Source organism: Steroidobacter flavus, assembly GCF_042651805.1.
Taxonomy (GTDB): domain Bacteria; phylum Pseudomonadota; class Gammaproteobacteria; order Steroidobacterales; family Steroidobacteraceae; genus Steroidobacter; species Steroidobacter flavus.
The window spans coordinates 1865675-1883252 of the sequence record NZ_JBHSDU010000003.1 but is presented as its reverse complement, the minus strand read 5'-3'; the positions used below and the strand labels follow the sequence as shown (position 1 = coordinate 1883252).

Annotated in this window: 11 protein-coding genes; 10 read left to right on the top strand and 1 reads right to left on the bottom strand. The window is 62.3% G+C overall.

Translation table 11 applies throughout. The features are described from left to right. Positions 1-103 precede the first annotated feature (103 nt). The 10 genes from ACFPN2_RS13610 (at position 104) to ACFPN2_RS13565 (ending at position 16228) form a co-directional block, all read left to right on the top strand. Positions 104-2380, top strand: a complete 2277-nt coding sequence (locus ACFPN2_RS13610) for a hypothetical protein (RefSeq protein ID WP_380597356.1) — start codon at positions 104-106, stop codon at positions 2378-2380. Continuing rightward, positions 2377-3291, top strand: coding sequence for a hypothetical protein (locus tag ACFPN2_RS13605; protein WP_380597355.1), 915 nt, complete (start codon positions 2377-2379; stop codon positions 3289-3291). The genes ACFPN2_RS13610 and ACFPN2_RS13605 overlap by 4 nt, the downstream gene beginning before the upstream one ends. Next, a complete protein-coding gene (locus ACFPN2_RS13600) occupies positions 3288-5543 on the top strand; it encodes a tetratricopeptide repeat protein (RefSeq protein WP_380597353.1) in 2256 nt (751 codons plus the stop codon). The genes ACFPN2_RS13605 and ACFPN2_RS13600 overlap by 4 nt, the downstream gene beginning before the upstream one ends. Then, positions 5543-6544: an AAA family ATPase gene (locus ACFPN2_RS13595; RefSeq protein ID WP_380597351.1), complete on the top strand. Its 1002-nt coding sequence runs from the start codon at positions 5543-5545 to the stop codon at positions 6542-6544. The genes ACFPN2_RS13600 and ACFPN2_RS13595 overlap by 1 nt, the downstream gene beginning before the upstream one ends. Next, on the top strand, positions 6541-7440 hold the full coding sequence (locus ACFPN2_RS13590; RefSeq protein ID WP_380597349.1) for a DUF58 domain-containing protein: 900 nt from the start codon (positions 6541-6543) through the stop codon (positions 7438-7440). Before ACFPN2_RS13595 ends, ACFPN2_RS13590 begins: the two co-directional genes overlap by 4 nt. A gap of 3 nt (positions 7441-7443) precedes the next feature. Next, positions 7444-9522, top strand: a complete 2079-nt coding sequence (locus tag ACFPN2_RS13585) for a vWA domain-containing protein (RefSeq protein ID WP_380597347.1) — start codon at positions 7444-7446, stop codon at positions 9520-9522. Then, entirely contained in the window at positions 9519-13274 is a 3756-nt protein-coding gene (locus ACFPN2_RS13580) for a hypothetical protein (protein WP_380597345.1), read from the top strand. Before ACFPN2_RS13585 ends, ACFPN2_RS13580 begins: the two co-directional genes overlap by 4 nt. A gap of 25 nt (positions 13275-13299) precedes the next feature. Next, positions 13300-14136, top strand: coding sequence for a DUF4159 domain-containing protein (locus ACFPN2_RS13575; RefSeq protein ID WP_380597344.1), 837 nt, complete (start codon positions 13300-13302; stop codon positions 14134-14136). Between the two features lie 13 nt (positions 14137-14149). Further along, complete coding sequence (locus tag ACFPN2_RS13570; RefSeq protein ID WP_380597342.1) at positions 14150-14332, top strand: hypothetical protein; 183 nt, start codon at positions 14150-14152, stop codon at positions 14330-14332. Positions 14333-14404: 72 nt separating this feature from the next. After that, positions 14405-16228, top strand: coding sequence for a sensor histidine kinase (locus ACFPN2_RS13565; RefSeq protein ID WP_380597340.1), 1824 nt, complete (start codon positions 14405-14407; stop codon positions 16226-16228). Here the strand turns inward: ACFPN2_RS13565 and ACFPN2_RS13560 are convergent. Beyond that, the gene (locus tag ACFPN2_RS13560) at positions 16225-17454 is read right to left on the bottom strand and encodes an MFS transporter (protein ID WP_380597339.1); all 1230 of its coding nucleotides are present in this window, start codon (positions 17452-17454) and stop codon (positions 16225-16227) included. The genes ACFPN2_RS13565 and ACFPN2_RS13560 overlap by 4 nt on opposite strands. Positions 17455-17578: the final 124 nt, after the last annotated feature.

Below are 17578 nucleotides of genomic sequence, written 5' to 3'. Positions count from 1 at the left end.
TCGAGTTTCGGGTACGTCAAACCAGTACGCATGAACTCGTCTGTGGTTCCTGAAGGAAAACTGCCCGTAACCGCTTCTTCACGATTTTGAGCAGGATTGTGGCTTGCCTTTGGGGCGGCGCATCCACTATTACTGGCCAGTGTTCGAGCGGCTGTTCACTCATCCCCTTTGGGCGTATCGAACCGGCACGTTCGCGTTTGCGAGCGCCTGGCCGATAGGGCTGCTCATTACTTCGATTCTGGTGGCCGCCGCGCTGGTGGCCTGGTCGCTGTGGCGGCGGCGTGCGCTCGGCTGGCGACTGGTGGTGCCGGTCGGTGTTCTGCAGACATTGTTACTGGCGCTGATCCTGTGCCTGCTATGGCGTCCGGTCCTGAATGTCGAACGGGTGCGCGATCGTGAGAACGAGCTCGCCATCGCGGTCGACGCGTCCGCAAGCATGGCGTATGGCGATGCTGGGCAATCACGCCTTCAGGAAGTGGCCGCCGCCTTGCAGAACGGCACCTTGCAACGGCTGGAAAAAACCTTCGCCGTGCGCTTGTTTGGATTCGCGCAGGCCACCACGCCGCTGAACAATCTCGAAGCGATGCCGCCGCCTGGCCGGCAGACGCGCATCGGCGACGCGCTTCATCAAGTGTTACAAAGTGCAGGCAGCGCGCCCCTCGCCGGCGTTATCTTGTTCAGCGACGGCGCGGAGAATGGCGACACCCTGAGCGAAGAGCGCCTCGCCGAGATCGCCTCCTATGGCGTGCCCGTTCATACCGTGGGTCTCGGTCCCGAGCGCGTGACTGACGATCTCGAACTCGAGCGTGTCGAAGTCGCCAGCTCCGCTCCGGCCGGCTCGACCATCGATGCGCAGATCGGCATTCGTCACAACGGTGCGTCACAAGCGCGGCTGCGTGTTTACGATCGTGACAATCTGGTCGCCGCCCGCGACGTCAAGCTGCGTACCGACGCCGCCACCACCCAAGTTTCATTGGATTTGCCCGCCGGCCAGGCCGGCACGCATGAGTTGCGCTTCGTGCTCGATCCGTTGGAAGGCGAGCGCAACGTGATCAACAACTCGCGCACTCGAGTAGTGAATGTGCCCGCCACCCGGCGCGGCATTCTGTACGTCGAAGGCGAGCCGCGCTGGGAATATAAATTCCTGCGCCGGTCTGTCGACCACGATCGCGCGTTGCGGGTCGCCAGTATCGTCCGCACCACGACCAATAAACATTATCGCCAGGGAGTGAATACGCCGGACGAGCTGGTCGATGGCTTTCCGTCCGATCCGGCCGAGCTGTTCGGTTACGACGCGGTCATCATCGGCAGTTATGAAGCGGCCGGACTGCGGGCCGAGCAACACCGGTTGTTGAAAGAGTTTGTCGACAAGCGCGGCGGCACCGTGCTGATGCTGGCGGGCCGCTATGGATTGTCCGCCGGCGGCTGGCAGAACGCCGCGTTGGCGCAGACGCTGCCCATCCAGCTCACCGGCAAGCAACCGTCACAATTCGTTCAGCGTCCGGGTCAAGCGGTGCTGACCCTGTATGGCGCCGAGTCGTCCATCCCGCGGCTCGATATCGATCCCCGCAAGAATCTGGATCGCTGGAAAAAATTACCGCCGCTGGCCGATTATCAGTCGCTGGGCCGCTTGAAGCCCGGTGCGATCGTGCTGCTCGAGGCGAATGGTGAACAAGGCCGTTCACCTTTACTCATCTGGCAGCACTACGGTCGCGGCGCTACCTATGTGCTGGCGACGGCCAGCACCATGCGCTGGCAAATGCGCATGCCGTCCGAGGATCAGAGTCACGAAATATTCTGGCGACAGCTGTTGCACGCCATTTCATCGACCGCGCCCGCTCGCGTCACTGTGAACGGTGAGCGCAATGTGTATGAAGACGAGCGCACGGTGCGACTGGAAGCGGAAGTGCATGACGAGCGCTTCGAACCCATCAGCGATGCTACGGTCGAATTACAGGTGGCGCCTGAACGCGACACGCCGTTCAAGCAGCTCATGCAACCCTCCGGGCAGAACGATGGTCGTTACACCGCGAGCATCGATGCCGCCTCCGCCGGCCTGTATCGCATCGAGATGACCGCACGTTCAGGAGACAAAGAGGTCGGGTCGGCTGTGACGCACGTACTGCGTAACGACGGCGTGGCCGAACATTTCGCGACGTATCAGCATCGCGATCTGCTGGAGCGTATTGCGAATGTCACCGGCGGACGCTACTGGCCGCTCCGCGAGCTAGCTGCGTTGTCTCAAGCCATTCCTTATTCCAAGGCCGGCATCGTCGAACGGCAGACGCTGGATTTGTGGAATCTGCCCATCGTGTTCCTGGTGTTGCTGGCGCTGAAGCTCGGCGAGTGGTTGCTCCGACTGCGATGGGGGCGGCTGTGAACAAAACGCATCTCCTCTCGGCTTTGCTGGCGACGATCTGCGCGCTGCCAGCGTCCGCGGCGACCTACACGTTTGTGGTTGCCGGTCTGGGCGGCGAGCCGACGTATGAACAGAAATTTCGCGAGCAGGCCGCGGCGGTCGCGGGCGCGGCCGAGAAGGCGGCCGGCAGCACCAACAATGTGATTTCGCTCAGCGGCGATGCGGCCCGGGCCGATGCGGTCCGACGCGAAATCAAAACGCTCGCCTCGCGCATGAATCCCAACGACTCCGCCGTGGTCGTGCTCATCGGTCATGGCAGTTTCGACGGCGAGAACTATCGATTCAATCTGCCCGGTCCCGATCTCACCGACACCGATCTGGCGCGCCTCTTCGACGAGCTGCCGGCGCGGGATCAGCTGATCATCAATGCCACCAGTTCCAGCGGCGCCGTCATCGAGCGCTGGCAGAAGCCGAAACGCGTGGTGATTACGGCGACCAAAAGCGGCGGTGAAAAGACCGCGACCCGATTTGCTCAGTATTGGGCGGAAGCGGTCGCGTCGGACGCAGCGGACACCAACAAAGACCAGATTGTCACGGCTGCCGAGGCGTATGCCTTCGCGAACGGCAAAGTCGAGGCCGCCTTCAAAGCCGAAACGTCGATGGCGACCGAGCACGCCCGTATGGAGGGCGATAACTCCGCCCGCTTTACGCTGGCCCGGCTCGGGACCGCCGCGCTGGCGCCGGACAACCCGGAAGTCGCCGCGTTGTTGACCCAACGAGGCGCGATCGAGCAGGACTTGAACCGGGTGAAGGAACAAAAGGCTTCGCTGCCGGATACACAGTATTACGACCAGCTCGAAGAGGTGCTGGTGCGCCTGGCGCTGCTACAGCGGGAGATCGATACCAAAGTTGGTGGAGGCGCGACGCCATGATGACCCGCACTGCCACTTTGGTGTTGCTGTTGCTCGGCACGACGGCGGGCGCGCAGTCGATCGACTACGACCCACGCCGCGCGGTCGAACTGCGCTCTTGTGACGAACATCGTTATCGGGGCCGCACCGAGCAGGCGCGCACCTGCTACACCAAGCTGCTGGAATCGCAAACGCCGATCGTCGAAGCCGAAGCTGCCTGGGCCCTCGGCGATATTCAGCGCGCCAATCAGATCTTCCGCGACGCTGTACAAAGCAACGAGCGCGCGGTCCAGCCACGCGTGCGCTGGGCACGATTGTTTCTTCAGACGCACCAGTATTCCGACGCCGCCGACCTGTTCAACGAAGCGTTGAAGGTCTTTCCCAACGATGTGCATGCCAAGCTCGGTCTCGCGAGCGTATATGCCGAACGCTTCGAAGGCCAGGCGCGGCCGCTGGTCGAGGACGCGTTGAAACAAGACGACGATCTGGTCGAAGGCCATTTGCTGACCGCGTCGATGGATCTCGAAGAAGGCCAGCTCGATGACGCCGAGAAGGCGCTCGATCGCGCGACTCGCGTCGTCAACAAAGAGAAACTGCCGCCACTCGAGGTCTACACGCTGCGCGCGTCGTTGGAGATGTCTCGCGGCGGCAATCCCGATCCGTGGATCAAGCGCATTCTCGACTACAACCCACGTTATGGGGCTGTGTATCAGCAGCTCGCGCACTTCGAGATCATGCGGCGTCGTTATAAAGAAGCCACCGTGCTGTTGCGTCGAGCGGTCGAAGTCCAGCCGGATCTGTGGGCCGCGCATGCCGAGCTCGGTTCGAACCTGCTGAGACTGGGCATCGTCGACGAAGCGCGCACTCATCTTCAGGCGGCCTACTCCGGCGATCCTTACAGCCCGACGACAGTGAATTCACTGCGCCTGTTGGATCGCATCGACGAGTTCTCGATCAGCGAGGACCCGGTCGTCATCGGCCAGGACACGTATCAAGTCCGGCTGCGCCTGCATAAGAAAGAGTCCGAAATCCTGCGCCCGTACGTGCTGGATCTCACCAGCCGGAGTATTCAAAGCTTCACACAGCGCTATGGCTTCAAGCCGCGCGAAACGGTGACCGTCGAGTTGTATCCGGACCATGATGACTTCGCCGTGCGCGTGGCTGCCTTGCCCGGCATTGGCTTGCTCGGTGTCACGTTTGGATATGTCGTTGCAATGGACAGCCCGTCCAGTCGCTCTACGAGTGAGTTTCATTGGGGCAGCACGCTGTGGCACGAGATGGCGCACGTGTTCACGCTGGAGCTGACAGAGCATTACGTGCCGCGCTGGCTGAGCGAAGGCATCTCGGTGTTCGAAGAGTGGCGTACCGGGCCGACGCCGGGCGTCGTCGTGCCGCCGGACGCCATTGCCGCGCTCGAAAAGAAACAATTCCTGCCGGTCGCCGATCTGGACTCCGGATTCATTCGCCCGAGCTATCCCGGTCAGGTGCAGGTGTCGTACATGCAATCCGGGCTGGTGTGCTTGTTCATCGAGCAACGCTGGGGCTTCGAGCAACTGGGCGCGCTGCTGCGGCAGTTCGACGGCAAGCGCACCACCGCGCAGGCCATCGAAGCCACGTTCAAGATCGCGCCCGCGGCTTTCGACAAGGAGTTCGATGCGTTCGTGCGCAACCGCTTCCAGACCGTGCTCGCGAACTTCGAAGATTGGCAGAAACAACAGCAGGCGGCCGGCCAGGCGCTTCAGAAACAACGGTGGGCCGATGCGATCGAGCCGGCGCGTCGGGCGGTCGCGCTGTATCCGGAACACGTCGGCGGCGACAGCCCGCACTTGATGTTGGCCAAAGCGCTCGACAAGTTGAATCGTCGCCCCGAAGCCATTGCCGCCTTGGAAGCCTACCGCCGCGCAGGCGGTTGGGATCCGGTCGCTCTGCGTGAGTTGTCGCGCTGGCTCGATGAAGCGGGACGCGCGCAAGAAGCGACCGACTTGATGGTGTCTCTCAACTACTCGGATCCGCTGAACGCCGACGTGCACTCACAACTCGGCGAACGCTTGTTGACGGCAGGTCGCGCCGAAGAGGCGTTGCGCGAGTTCCAAGCGTTGCTTGCGCTCAATACGCTGGATGAAGCGCCGGCTCACTACGGAATGGCACGCGCCCTGCGTGACATGGGCGACAAGGCAGGCAGTCGTCGCCACTTGCTGGATGCACTCGCCACGGCGCCGCATTTCAAGCCCGCGCAGGCCCTGCTGCTGAAAATGATCGAGGAGCGTACTTAATGAACGACGTGGTCGCGACCGAGCAGGAAACCGCCGCGCTGGTGAATCTTTTCCGCGATCGCATCGGCGCGATTCGCGACCAGGTCCGCCGCGTCATCGTCGGTCAGGACGAAGTGGTCGATTATTTGTTGTTGACGTTGCTGGTCGGCGGTCATTGTTTGATCACCGGCATGCCCGGCACCGCGAAAACTTTGCTGGTGAAGACGTTGGCCACGGCGTTGGGGCTGTCGTTCAAGCGCATTCAGTTCACGCCCGATCTGATGCCCACCGACGTGACGGGCACCGACATCATCGAAGAAGACATCACCACCGGCCATCGTCGCTGGACCTTCGTGCCCGGCCCGCTGTTCGCGAACGTACTGCTCGCCGACGAAGTGAACCGCACGCCGCCGAAAACACAGGCCGCGTTGCTCGAAGCCATGCAGGAACATTCGGTGACCGTGCGTGGCACGACCCATACGCTCGGCGAGCCGTTCTTCGTGCTGGCCACTCAGAATCCCATCGAGCTGGAAGGCACGTATCCATTGCCCGAAGCGCAGCTCGATCGCTTCCTGTTCAACGTGCTGCTCGATTACCTCAGCGCCGAAGATGAAATGGAAGTCGTCGATCGCAACACCTCGCGACTCGAAGGGCCGCAACTCCGGGCGTGCACCAACGCCGAGGAGATCGTGAAATTCCAGTGGCTGGTGCGACAGGTGCCGCTCTCCACCGAAGTGCGACGGAAGGCTGTTGAGTTAGTCCGCGCCACTCGACCGCGCGAAGCGAATGCGCCTGAAGGCGTGCGTCGCTATGTTCGTTACGGTGCCAGCGTTCGCGCAACTCAGTTTCTGTGTCTGGCCGGCAAGGCGCGGGCGTTGATGGAAGGTCGCTATCATGTGACGGAGGACGATTTGCGAGTGCTGGCTTTGCCAGTGCTCCGGCATCGCGTGCTCACCAACTATCAGGCTGAGTCGGACGGCAAGAGCGTCGACGAAGTGCTCCGAGAGGTCGTCGACCGGTGAACGCCGCCGCCTCCAATCGCCTGCTGCCGCCAGAAACGCTGGCCGGACTTGCGAATCTGGAGCTGATCGCGCGCACCGCCGTGGAAGGCTTTCTCACCGGCCTGCACCGGTCGCCGCATTACGGATTCAGTCAGGAGTTCAAGGAATATCGCGCCTATGTTGAAGGCGACGATCCGCGCTTCGTGGATTGGAATGTCTACGCTCGCACCGAGCGCACCTACATCCGTCGCTATGAAGGTGAGACCAACACGCGCTTGATGGTGTTGCTGGATGCGAGTGCGTCGATGGGCTACGGCTCGCACTCCGTCACCAAGCTTCAGTACGGTAAGTTTCTCGCCGCCGCGCTCGCCTACCTGGCCGCGCGTCAGCACGATCCGGTCGGGCTCATCGTATTCGACGAGAAGGTGCGAACGTTCCGGCCGGCGACCAGCCGCGCCGGCAGCCTGACCGCGATGATCCACGCGATCGATGCGGTGACGCCGGGCAACGGCACGGATCTCGAAGCTTGTTTCCAACGCTTCGGCGAGCACCTGTCGCGTCGCGGGCTGGTCGCGGTGATCTCCGATCTCTATTGCAACCCGGAGCAGATGAGTCGGGCCGTGCAGCCGCTGGCCTATCGCGGTCACGACATCATGTTGTTCCAGCTGCTCGATCCGCAGGAAATGAATCCGAACTGGCGGGAGTCCGTGCTGCTCAAAGATGTCGAGACGCAGCGGACGCTCAATGTCTCGCCCGAGTACCTGGCGGGCGAATACAAACAACGACTCGAGGCGCATCTGCAGTCGTTGCGACGTGCCGCCGCGAACGTCGGCGCGCATCAGATGTTGATCACCACGGACGAGCCTCTGGACAACGCGCTCCGGCGCTACTTGTTGCTCAGGGAAGGCCGGACCTAAGCCATGTTCCTCGCGCCTGCATTGCTGCTTGGATTGCTGGCCATCGGCTTGCCGCTGTGGCTGCATCGCGTGGCGCGTGCGAATCCCACTCAGCATCAGTTTGCGTCGCTGATGTTGTTGGAAGCGAGCGAGACTCAGCGCACGGCGAAGCGAACGCTGCGGTATTGGCTGCTGCTGATCACCCGCATTCTGCTGTTGATTGCGCTGGTGCTGGCGTTTGCGGGACCGTTGCTGACCGCTCGCATGGTGCCGCAGCCCGATGCCAACGCGCAGTTGCATGCGATCCTGCTCGATTCATCGCTGTCAATGCAGCATGGCAAACGCTGGCAGCGAGCGTTGGACGAAGCGGAAAGCGTTATCGCCGACCTGCCCTCCTCCGATCGAGTGATGTTGCTGTCCGGCTCGGGTCGACGCATTGCTGTCGTGAGCCCGAGCACGACGGCAGGAAACGTCGGCGCCGTGCGTGCGTCGCTGAAGAGTCTGAAGCCGGGCATCGAACGCCTGGACTACGGCTTCGCGATGAGCACCGCGAACTCCTGGCTGGGATCGCCCCGACCGAAGGTGGTCCTGCATTTGATCTCGGATCTGCAACGAAGCGCCGCGCCGTTGCGATTCGCCGATCTGCAGTTGCCCGCGCAGACTCAGCTCGTGATGCACGATGTGAGCGAGAGTGCCGCCGGCAATATCTATATCGCCAACGCCGCCGTGCAGGCGCTCGACACGCATTCGCTGCAAGCGACGGTGGGCAGTTCGGTCACCGAGCCCCAGCAACGCAATGTGATCCTTCGTGTCGACGATAAGGAAGTGTCGAGAAAGACCGTGACATTGGCGGCGGCTGCGGCTCAGCCGGAAATCGTCGCGGGCGAAGGCGGCAATGCGCCTGGCGCTGAGCTTTCGATGCAGCCGGTCTCGCAGCCCACGAACGGCAACAACACCTCGTTCACCCAAGTTACGTTCAGCGATCTGAACCTCAGCGCCGGCGCGCATCGGATCGAGGTCGTGCTCGAGCCGAACGATGAATTGCCCCAAGACGATCGTTTCTTCGCCGTCATCGAGCAGGCCAATCCCGCGGCGTTATTGATCTCGCGCGATACGGAATCGGACGACACCGCATATTTCGGGGCGGCGATTGGCGCTTTGTCCGCACCGCGGCTCACGGTCGAGCAGCGGGTCGCCAACTCCATGGATTCCGGCGGGCTCGGTAAATATTCGTTGATCGTCGTTTCCGATCCGAGCGCCCTCTCGAATGCCGCGGCTCGACGCATTCTTTCTTATGTGGCTGCCGGCGGCGCGGTGCTGGCGACGCTGGGCGATGCGGAGGACAAGAACGATCCGCTACTCGGGGATCTGCACAGCGGTGAAGTGAAGAACCGGACGGGCAAGGTCGGTGAAGTGGCCAGCACGCACCCGGTGCTGCGCGAGGCCAGCGATTGGAATCGAGTGCGATTCTTCCGACAGCGCGCGATTCAGCCGACGGCCGAGGACAAGACCCTGATCGCGCTCGACGATGGCACGCCGCTGCTGATCGAGCGCACGCTCGGGGCCGGTCGAATGCTGATCCTGACCGTGCCCGTCGACCGGCGCTGGAGCGATCTGGCTATTCATCCGCTGTTCGTTCAGTTCATTGGCGCGGCCGCCAGTTACCTGACCCAGGCCGAGGCGACCGCCACCAGCGCGCTGGTCGGCGCGACCGTCACCACCGGATTGACCGCGGGCGGCGGCGGGCAGATATTCGATCCACAGGGCCGTCGGGTGCTGGGGCTGGCGCAGAGTACGACAGACCGCCTGATCCCCGATCAAGCCGGGTTTTATGAGATTCGCGGCAGCGAAGGCGCACGCTGGCTGGCGGTGAACGTGGACGCGCGTGAGTCGGATCTCGCAACGTTGCCTCCGGACTTCGTCGGGCGCTGGCAGGCATTGCGTGCGCAGGAACCGACGCCGTCTGTCGCCTCGACGCCGACCCCCGCCGCCAAGCCGGAATCGCTCGGCCCCTGGCTGCTCTGGCTGGCCGCCCTTCTGCTGATCGCAGAAACGTTGCTGGCGAACCGTCACTTGGCCATTCGTCGCGAGGTGCCGAAATGACCTCACGTGAACGACTCGAAAGCTATCTGGCTGAATTACGCAGCCGGCTGCGAGCTCACATCTATTTACGCGCTGGCGCGGTCGGCGCGGCCGGCACGTTGCTGCTGACGACGCTCGCCGTCTGGCTGTTCAACCGCGAAGACTTCGCAGCGTCGATTGCGATTTCCGCCCGCGTTGCCTTGGTGCTCCTGCTGTTGCTCGTCGGCGTGATGTTGTTGTGGCTGCCGTTGCATCGGCTGAGACGGGATGACGGCTCGAAAGTATTCGAGCAGCACCTGCCGGAAGAGCACGGGCGTATTCAAACGTATCTCGATAGCAAACGACGTGAAGCTGAAGGCCAAGGCTCGCCGCTGATCGAGCTGCTTGCCGCCGATGCCGCGACGATTGCCGAAAAGACCCCGCCGACGACCATTGTTTCCCAGCGCCGTTTCGCGCTGGCGGCTTCGATTGCGGGTGTCGCGGTGGTCGCGCTCGCGTTGATGCTGGTCGCGGGCCCGTCTTATTGGGGCTTCGGCAGTCGTCACTTGTTGTTGGGTGCCGAGTTGCCGCGCGAAACCATCACGCTGAAGCGGGTCACCGTTCAACCTGGCGATACCACCATCCGGCGCAATAGCGATATCGCGATCCAAGCGACGGTTGAAGGTTTCCGGCCCGACCAGACCCAGGTCTTCGTGCGCTTTGCCGATCAGGAAAAATGGGAAGCCGCGCCCATGCGCTCGGCTGAAGAAGGCCAGTTCGATTTCAAACTGTACGCGGTGCGTGGTCCGCTCACTTATTACGTTCAGGCCGATGGCGTTCGCAGCCCCGAGCACAACATCGGCGTCGTCGATCTGCCGAAGATCCAGCGGGTGCGATTGACGTATCAGTATCCGGAGTGGACCGGACTGGATGCGACAACGGATGAAGAGTCGCGTGACATCCGAGCCGTCGCAGGAACGGATGTAAAGGTCGAGGTCTTCGCCGATGCGCCGCTCGATGCGCCCGCACTGATCGTCGACGGTCGCAGCCAGGAACTGGATCAGAAGGGGGCCGCCAATGTCGGCACCATCGCGGTCAATGAGCCGGGCAAATATCAGATCGGTGCGCGCGTCGCGGACGAGTTCGTGGCACTCAGTGACGAATACACCATCGAGATCGTCGCCGACGAGAAGCCCACCATCGAGATCCGCAAGCCGGGCCGCGACTGGCGCGCCACCAGCATCGAAGAAGTACCAGTGCACATCCAGGCCGAAGACGATTTCAAGTTGCGCGATGTTTCTTTGCTCTACTCGGTCAATGGCGGCGAGTGGAAGAAGATGCCGGTCGGCGGCGGCGCCAAGCGCAGCGAGAACGAATCGTTGCTGAGCATGGAAGAGCTGGGCCAGAAGGCGGCCGATTCGCAGCGGCTGGTGCCGGGCGACCTGGTGTCGTACTACGCCGTCGCGAAGGATCGTAAACAAACCGTGCAGACCGATCTGTTCATGGTGCAGGTCCAACCGTTCGAGCGGACTTTCAAACAAGGCGGTGGTGGGGGCGGCGGCGGTGGCGGCATGTCCGATGAGCAGGGCGCGATTTCCGAGCGTCAACGCGAAATCCTGCTGGCGACCTGGAATCTGCAGCGAAGCGACGAACGTAACAACCGCTCACGCGAACAGCTCGAAGACAGCGCGCGAATGCTCGCTGATTTCCAAACGACGCTCGCGACGCAGGCTCGCACCCTCGCACAAAGAACCCGTGCGCGAATGGATGTCGAGGCCGACGAACGCGTGAAGACGTTTGTCGAAAGCCTCGAGCGCGCGGCGGGATTGATGGAGCCCGCGGCTGGGCATTTGTCCGCCTACCGTTTGCAGGATGCCGTCACTCCCGAGCAACAGGCACTTCAGCAACTGCTGCGTGCCGAGTCGGCGTTCCGTGAAGTTCAGGTCTCCATGCAACAGGATGGCGGCGGCGAAGGCTCGCAGGCCGCAAAAAACTTCGGCGAGATGTTCGAGCTCGAGATGGACGTCGAGAAGAGTCAGTACGAGAGCGAGTCGCAGCTGTCTCAGCAGAACAAACAGCAGGAGTTGAGCGAAGCCATCCGCAAGTTGAAGGAGCTGGCCGAGCGTCAGGAGAAACTGGCCGAACAGCAGCGCACCGCTCAGCAGATGCAGGAGCAGCGCTGGCAGCAGGAACAGCTGCGGCGTGAAGCGGAAGACTTGCGCCGTCGGCTCAACGAACTGAATCGTCAGCAGCAGGGCTCACAACAGCAGCAACAGGCCAACGGCTCTTCGCGGCAAGGCCAGAGCGGTGCCAGCGGTTCCAGCTCCGGCAGCAAAGGCAAGCAGAGCAGCGGCAACAATCCTCAAGAGCGTTCCGAAGTCGAACAGGCGTTGCAGTCGGTGAATCAGGCGTTGGAGGAAATGCGTGCCGCGAATGACTCCAAGGGCGAAGGCTCCCCAAACAATGCTCAGTCGGCGAAGGAAGCGAGCAAACATCTGCGCCAGGCTTTGAAACAAATCGACAAGCCCGATTCGTCACGGCTGGACGAAACACTCGAGCGCTTTGCCGATCGCAGCGGCCAGATGCTGGAAGACCAGAAGCGCATCGAAAACCAATTGTATAAGTCGCTGTCGCAAGGCAATGAGTCGACGTTCCGTTCCAGCGGACGCGGCGGCTTGAGTCAGCGTGAGGTCAAAGATCTGGTGGAAGCGAAACAGCGCATGGCGTCCGAGCTGTCGGAGCTGCAAGGCGATATGCGCGGCGCCGTGCATGAGCATCGAGCCAAGACGCCCAAGACCACGCAGCGCTTGAGCGAGATCGTGCGCGATATCGAAGGCTCCGATGTGATGTATCGGCTCAATCGCAGCGCTGCCGAGGTTTACTACGGTCGCGCTCGCGAGGCCGCGCCCCGCGAAGGATTGATTACTGACGCGCTCGACACGCTTCAGCACGATCTGCGCGAAGCCGCGACTCAAGCAGCTACCGAGCGTACGCAGAAGCGCGACTCGGCGACGACGGATGATTTGCTGGCGCAGGTTGCGGAGTTGCGTCGTGCTGTCAGAAGCGCTCAGCGCACTGGCGAGGAACCAGGCGGTCAGCCTTCCGAGAACGGCCAGAAGAATCAGCAGGCCGACGCGAGCAAGGGCCAATCTGGCGATCAAGCCGGTAAGGGGAACTCCGGTCAGGGTCAAGAAGGCGATCAAGGTCGCCAGGCGAACTCCAGTCAGGGCCAGCAGGGCGATCAATCGGGCAAGGGTGACTCGCGTTCCGCGCGCTTGAACGGCGAAAGCCAACAAGGCGGCGATAACAGCGAAGGTCAGCAAGCCGACGGCCGCAAGGGCTCGCCGGGTTCGCGCCAGGGTGGTGCGTCACAAGCGGAAGGCTCTCGCGGCGGTACCGCCGGCGCTCAGAATGGACTGTCCGCTTGGAATCCAATCATTCCCGTGCGCGGGCTCAATACTCTCGAAGACGGTCGCGGCTCGCTGGCTCGTCAGACCGCCGCGATCAGTCAGCGTATTCGCGATCTCACCAATCGCATGACCGGTGGCGAACTGACCGCCGCCGAGATCGAAGCCTTGCGCCGTAACGCCAATCAACTGCGACGGTTGAATGGCGATCCCCTGGCGGAGTCGGGCGAAATGATGCGAGTCATCGATCAGATCGAGCTGACGGCGTTGAATGCCGCGGCTCGCGCGAAGGGCGACTCGCCGGCGCACGCAACGTTGCCGTCGCCGGACTCGCCGCGCTATCGCGAAGCCGTGGCCGAGTACTACCGTCGCCTGGGGAATCGTTGAAACGTGAGAGTCTCAGTCGCAACCCATGAGGAACTTGCTGTCGCTGTCGATCCTTGCCACCAGCGCCGCCTTTGCGACGCTGGGCGCGCTCGCGGGTAGCAATCTCATCACTGGTGACGGCGGGCGCGCGTCCCTGCCTGCCGATATGTCGCGACTCAATATGGTTCGCGCCATCTACGACAGCGAAGGTGGCATGGGCGAGGCGTATTACGCTTATGACGGTCGCGTGTGGGCGCGCTGGGAAACAGACTTTCCCGAGGGCGACGACAACTTCAGTCATCGCCTCAAGCAGCTGACCCGCATCGACGTCGCTCCCAAGGCCGCGAGCCGTCTGCTCACCGCGCCCGACCTTGGCGATTTCCCCATGCTCTTCATGTCCGATCCCGGTTACATGGTGCTGACGGAAGAGGAGCGCGCCGCGTTCGAGCACTATCTGAAACGCGGCGGGTTCGTGTGGGTCGACGATTTCTGGGGCGACGCCGAGTGGCAGCAGTTCGCCAACGTGATGCGCACCGTGCTGCCGAACCGCGAATGGCGCGTGCTCTCCACCGACCATCCCATCTTTCACACCGTGTTCGATCTCAAAGAGATGCCGCAAATCCCGGCGCTGCCGTTCGCCAGCCCCGGTGGCAGTACCGCCGAATCGCCGGGCGCGCACAAGTTTCCCGCCGGCTCGCTCGATACGCCGGAAATGCGCGCGTGGCTGGACGACGATGGCCGTATCATGGTGCTCGCCACCCACAACACCGACATCGGCGACGGCTGGGAGCGCGAAGCCTACGGCGACTGGTACTTCGAGACCTTCTCCACGCGCTCCTACATGGTCGGTGTGAACGTGGTTGTGTATGCAATGACGCATTGATCCCACGCACCCCATGTCCAATGTCATCAATCTGAAAAAAGCCAAGCAAAAGCGCGCCGACGGCAAGACGCTGTGCTCCTCGGGCTTTCACAAATGGGAGCTGCTGTCCGGCCGCCGTTTCGATGTGAAGCAAGGCCGCCTGGTCAGCACCGAACGCTGTACTCGCTGCGGCGAAGAGCGGATCAAATTGACCTAGGGCGTTCCCTATTGTTATTGCCGACCGCTCGCCGCCTCACGGACCCTTGACGCAGCAGGCATACTACCGGCCGTGGTAACCGAGGCCGACAAGATCAACACGGAGATCGACACGACGCGTGCGCGTTTGGCGCTCGCGTACGCGTGGCTCGCCGGGCTCGTCGCCTACTCCGTCGCCATCTATCTCGCGAGCAACGAGTCCCAGGTGTGGATCAACGATCTGGCCTGGACCCTCGCTGCCGCCGCCGCTGCGTATTGCTGCTTCCGCACGGCTCGTCAGGTCGATCCCGAGCGTCGGCGCGCGTGGCTGTGGATCACCGCCGCCTGCGGCAGCTGGTTGTTAGGGCAACTGCATTGGAATTACGTGCACCTGATCCTGAAGGTCGCGCAGCCCTTTCCCAGCCTCAACCAGATTTTCTACACCGGTTTCGCGCTCTTCATCGTGATCGGCGTGACGCAGCTGCCCGAGGCGCGCAATCGCGACCCGTTTACCCTGAAGCATGCAGGCAATCTCGGACTCGTGACTTGCTGCCTGGCGGTTACGGTGGTGCTGGGCATGCTCGAGCCGGCGCTTCAGAACCAGAGTGTGACGGCCACGTTTCTCTGGCTCGGCGTCGCGCACACCGTGCTGGTCGCGGGGACGTTTCTATTTACGCTGAGCGCTCTGTGGACTTTCCGCTGGGGCTCGTCATGGACACCGATGCTGTTGATGGTCATCGGCACGTGCGTCTACGCCGTCTCCAACTTCACTTATGCCCACGCGCTGCTGACCGAAAGCTACTTGCCGGACGACGTGGTCAACGTCAGCTGGTTGCTCATGTTCGGTCTGGTCGCCGGCGCGGCGCACGAGCAGCTGTGGATCAGCCGCCGCGATCAAGGTGACATCACCCAAAAGATCCGCGTGCGGGAGCGCTGGCTCGAGGCGGTGATGCCCGCCCTGCTGATCGTCATCATGATCGTCGTGGTCTTGACCAGCTCGGCCACCTTCACGCCTCGCGTGATCTGGCTGTCGGCGACGATCTCGATTCTGTTCGCCGTGATCCTCGGCGCACGCGAAGCGTGGATTCAGAATGAATCGCAGGAGCTGACGGACCAGCTGATGAACGCCAATCAGCAGCTGCAGGACGCGAACATCGAGCTGCGCCATAGCGAGCAGCGCTATCGCGAACTGACGACGGCCCTCGAGCAACGCGTCGGCGAGCGGACGACCGAGCTCAAGCGCGCTTACGACGAGCTCGAAGGTTTCTCGTACGCCGTCGCGCACGACTTGAAGGCGCCGCTGCGTGCCATCAACGGTTTCGCGCACTTGTTCGAGCAGGAGATGCAAGGACAGCTGACGGATCGCTCCCGCGAGCATCTGTCACGCATCCGTAACGGTTCGCTGAAGATGGCGACGCTGATCGACGATCTGCTGTCGTACTCGCATATCGATCGGCGCGGCATGCAGGCCAGTGTCGTGAGTCTGCCGTCGCTGGTGGATCAGGTGTTGAGCCCTTATCAGGACGAGATTCAACGTCGCGGCATCGTGATGACGGTGGTCGTCGAGCCGATGACGGTGCGTGTCGATGCGAGCGGTCTGGCGTTGGCGCTGCGTAATCTCGTGGAGAACGGACTGAAGTACACGCGAGATACGAAGAATCCGCGCATCGCGGTGGTGTGTCGGCGCAAGGATGGCGGCGTGCTGTTAGCTGTGACCGATAACGGCATCGGCTTCGACATGCAGTATCACGACCACATCTTCAAACTGTTCCAGCGCCTGCACCGGGACAATCAATATCCCGGGACCGGCATTGGCCTGGCCCTGGTGCGCAAAGCCGTCGAGCGACTCGGCGGCAAGGTCTGGGCGCAGAGCAAGCCGGGCGAAGGCTCGACGTTTACGATCGAGTTGCCCAGCTAAGAATTCGCCGGCGCCCGCCGCCACACTTGCTCGATGCGAGCCGGCACGGGCTTGTGATCCAGCATGCGAACGACGAGCAGCGTGCCGACCAATGCGAGTATCGATCCCAGGGTGAAGGCGGGTGCGTAGCCGATGGCGTCTGCGATGGCCGCGCCTGTGATGTTGCCGATCGGGCCCATCACTACGACCAGGCTTGCGAATAGAGTGTAGTCGGTGCCGGCGTGCTCGGGGTCGGAGGCGTCCATCATCAACGTGAACAGCGCGACCGTCGCCATCGTGCCGATGATGCCTTCGCAGATGGTCGCCACCCATAGCAACGTCACCCCACCCATGCCGAGCGCCGCGACGATGTAGAGCGTGTATGAGAACGCTTGAGCGATGCCACTCGCGAGCACCGCCGTTCTCCGGCCCGCGCTAAAGGCGAGCCAACCGCCGATCACTGCACCGAACAGGCTGGTCGCAGAGCCGACCGTGCCTTTCATCAGCGCGATGGCTTCTTTGTTCATTCCTTGATCGATCAGGAACGGACCCAGCAGCGTGGCGACCATCTGATCGCCGTAGCGATACAAAAAGATGATCAGTGCGAAGCGCAGGATGCCCGGCTGCATCAATCGCCTCAGCCAGCCGATGAGCAGTTCGCCGGCGCTGTATTTGGGGCCGTCGGCGGGGTTCGTTGTTTCCTTTAGAAAGAATGTGGGGATGGTTGTGAGGGCGAGCAGGACGGCCATGCAGAGGAAGGTCACTTGCCAGCTGGTGCGCGCGAAGACGCTGAGGAGCAGACCGCCACCGAGAATCATGCCGAAACGATAGGCACCGACTTGAATGGCGTTCGCTAGACCTCGCTCCTTGGTATCGAGCATTCGAACGGCGAGGCCGTCGGTGATTACGTCCTGGGACGCGGCAATGAGATTGAAGGCGAACGCGGCGACGATCAGGATCATCAGACCGTGTTTTGGGTCGGCCTGCGTCAGGAGGAGTGCGCCGGCGATGGAGGCGCACTGGAAAAAGATCAGCCAGGCGCGGCGCGTGCCGGTGTGGTCCAGGACCGGGGCCCAGAAGAACTTCAATATCCACGGGAGGGAGACGAGGCTGAGAGCGCTAATCTGGGTCAGCGAGTAGCCAGCCTCACGCAGTAGCACTGGAAGCGCGAGGGTGAAGAAACCGAATGGGAGCCCTTGCGCCATGTAGAGCGCGATCAGCAGGGTGATCTTGGAGGTGCGGGTCATCCGGGAGACGGGCCTTGCGTGTCCGATGGTGATGGTACTTTACGCGGGTCAGCTGATGAATATCGGAAGTCAAGAGATGGCAAAACACCGGCCCAGTTGTGATATATCGCGTCACCTGGGTCTA

Coding starts and splice junctions, on each gene's coding strand:
- ACFPN2_RS13600 (WP_380597353.1), top strand. CDS start 3,288: ATGATGACCCGCACTGCCACTTTGGTGTTGCTGTTGCTCGGCACGACG.
- ACFPN2_RS13595 (WP_380597351.1), top strand. CDS start 5,543: ATGAACGACGTGGTCGCGACCGAGCAGGAAACCGCCGCGCTGGTGAAT.
- ACFPN2_RS13585 (WP_380597347.1), top strand. CDS start 7,444: ATGTTCCTCGCGCCTGCATTGCTGCTTGGATTGCTGGCCATCGGCTTG.
- ACFPN2_RS13580 (WP_380597345.1), top strand. CDS start 9,519: ATGACCTCACGTGAACGACTCGAAAGCTATCTGGCTGAATTACGCAGC.
- ACFPN2_RS13575 (WP_380597344.1), top strand. CDS start 13,300: ATGAGGAACTTGCTGTCGCTGTCGATCCTTGCCACCAGCGCCGCCTTT.
- ACFPN2_RS13570 (WP_380597342.1), top strand. CDS start 14,150: ATGTCCAATGTCATCAATCTGAAAAAAGCCAAGCAAAAGCGCGCCGAC.
- ACFPN2_RS13560 (WP_380597339.1), bottom strand. CDS start 17,454: ATGACCCGCACCTCCAAGATCACCCTGCTGATCGCGCTCTACATGGCG.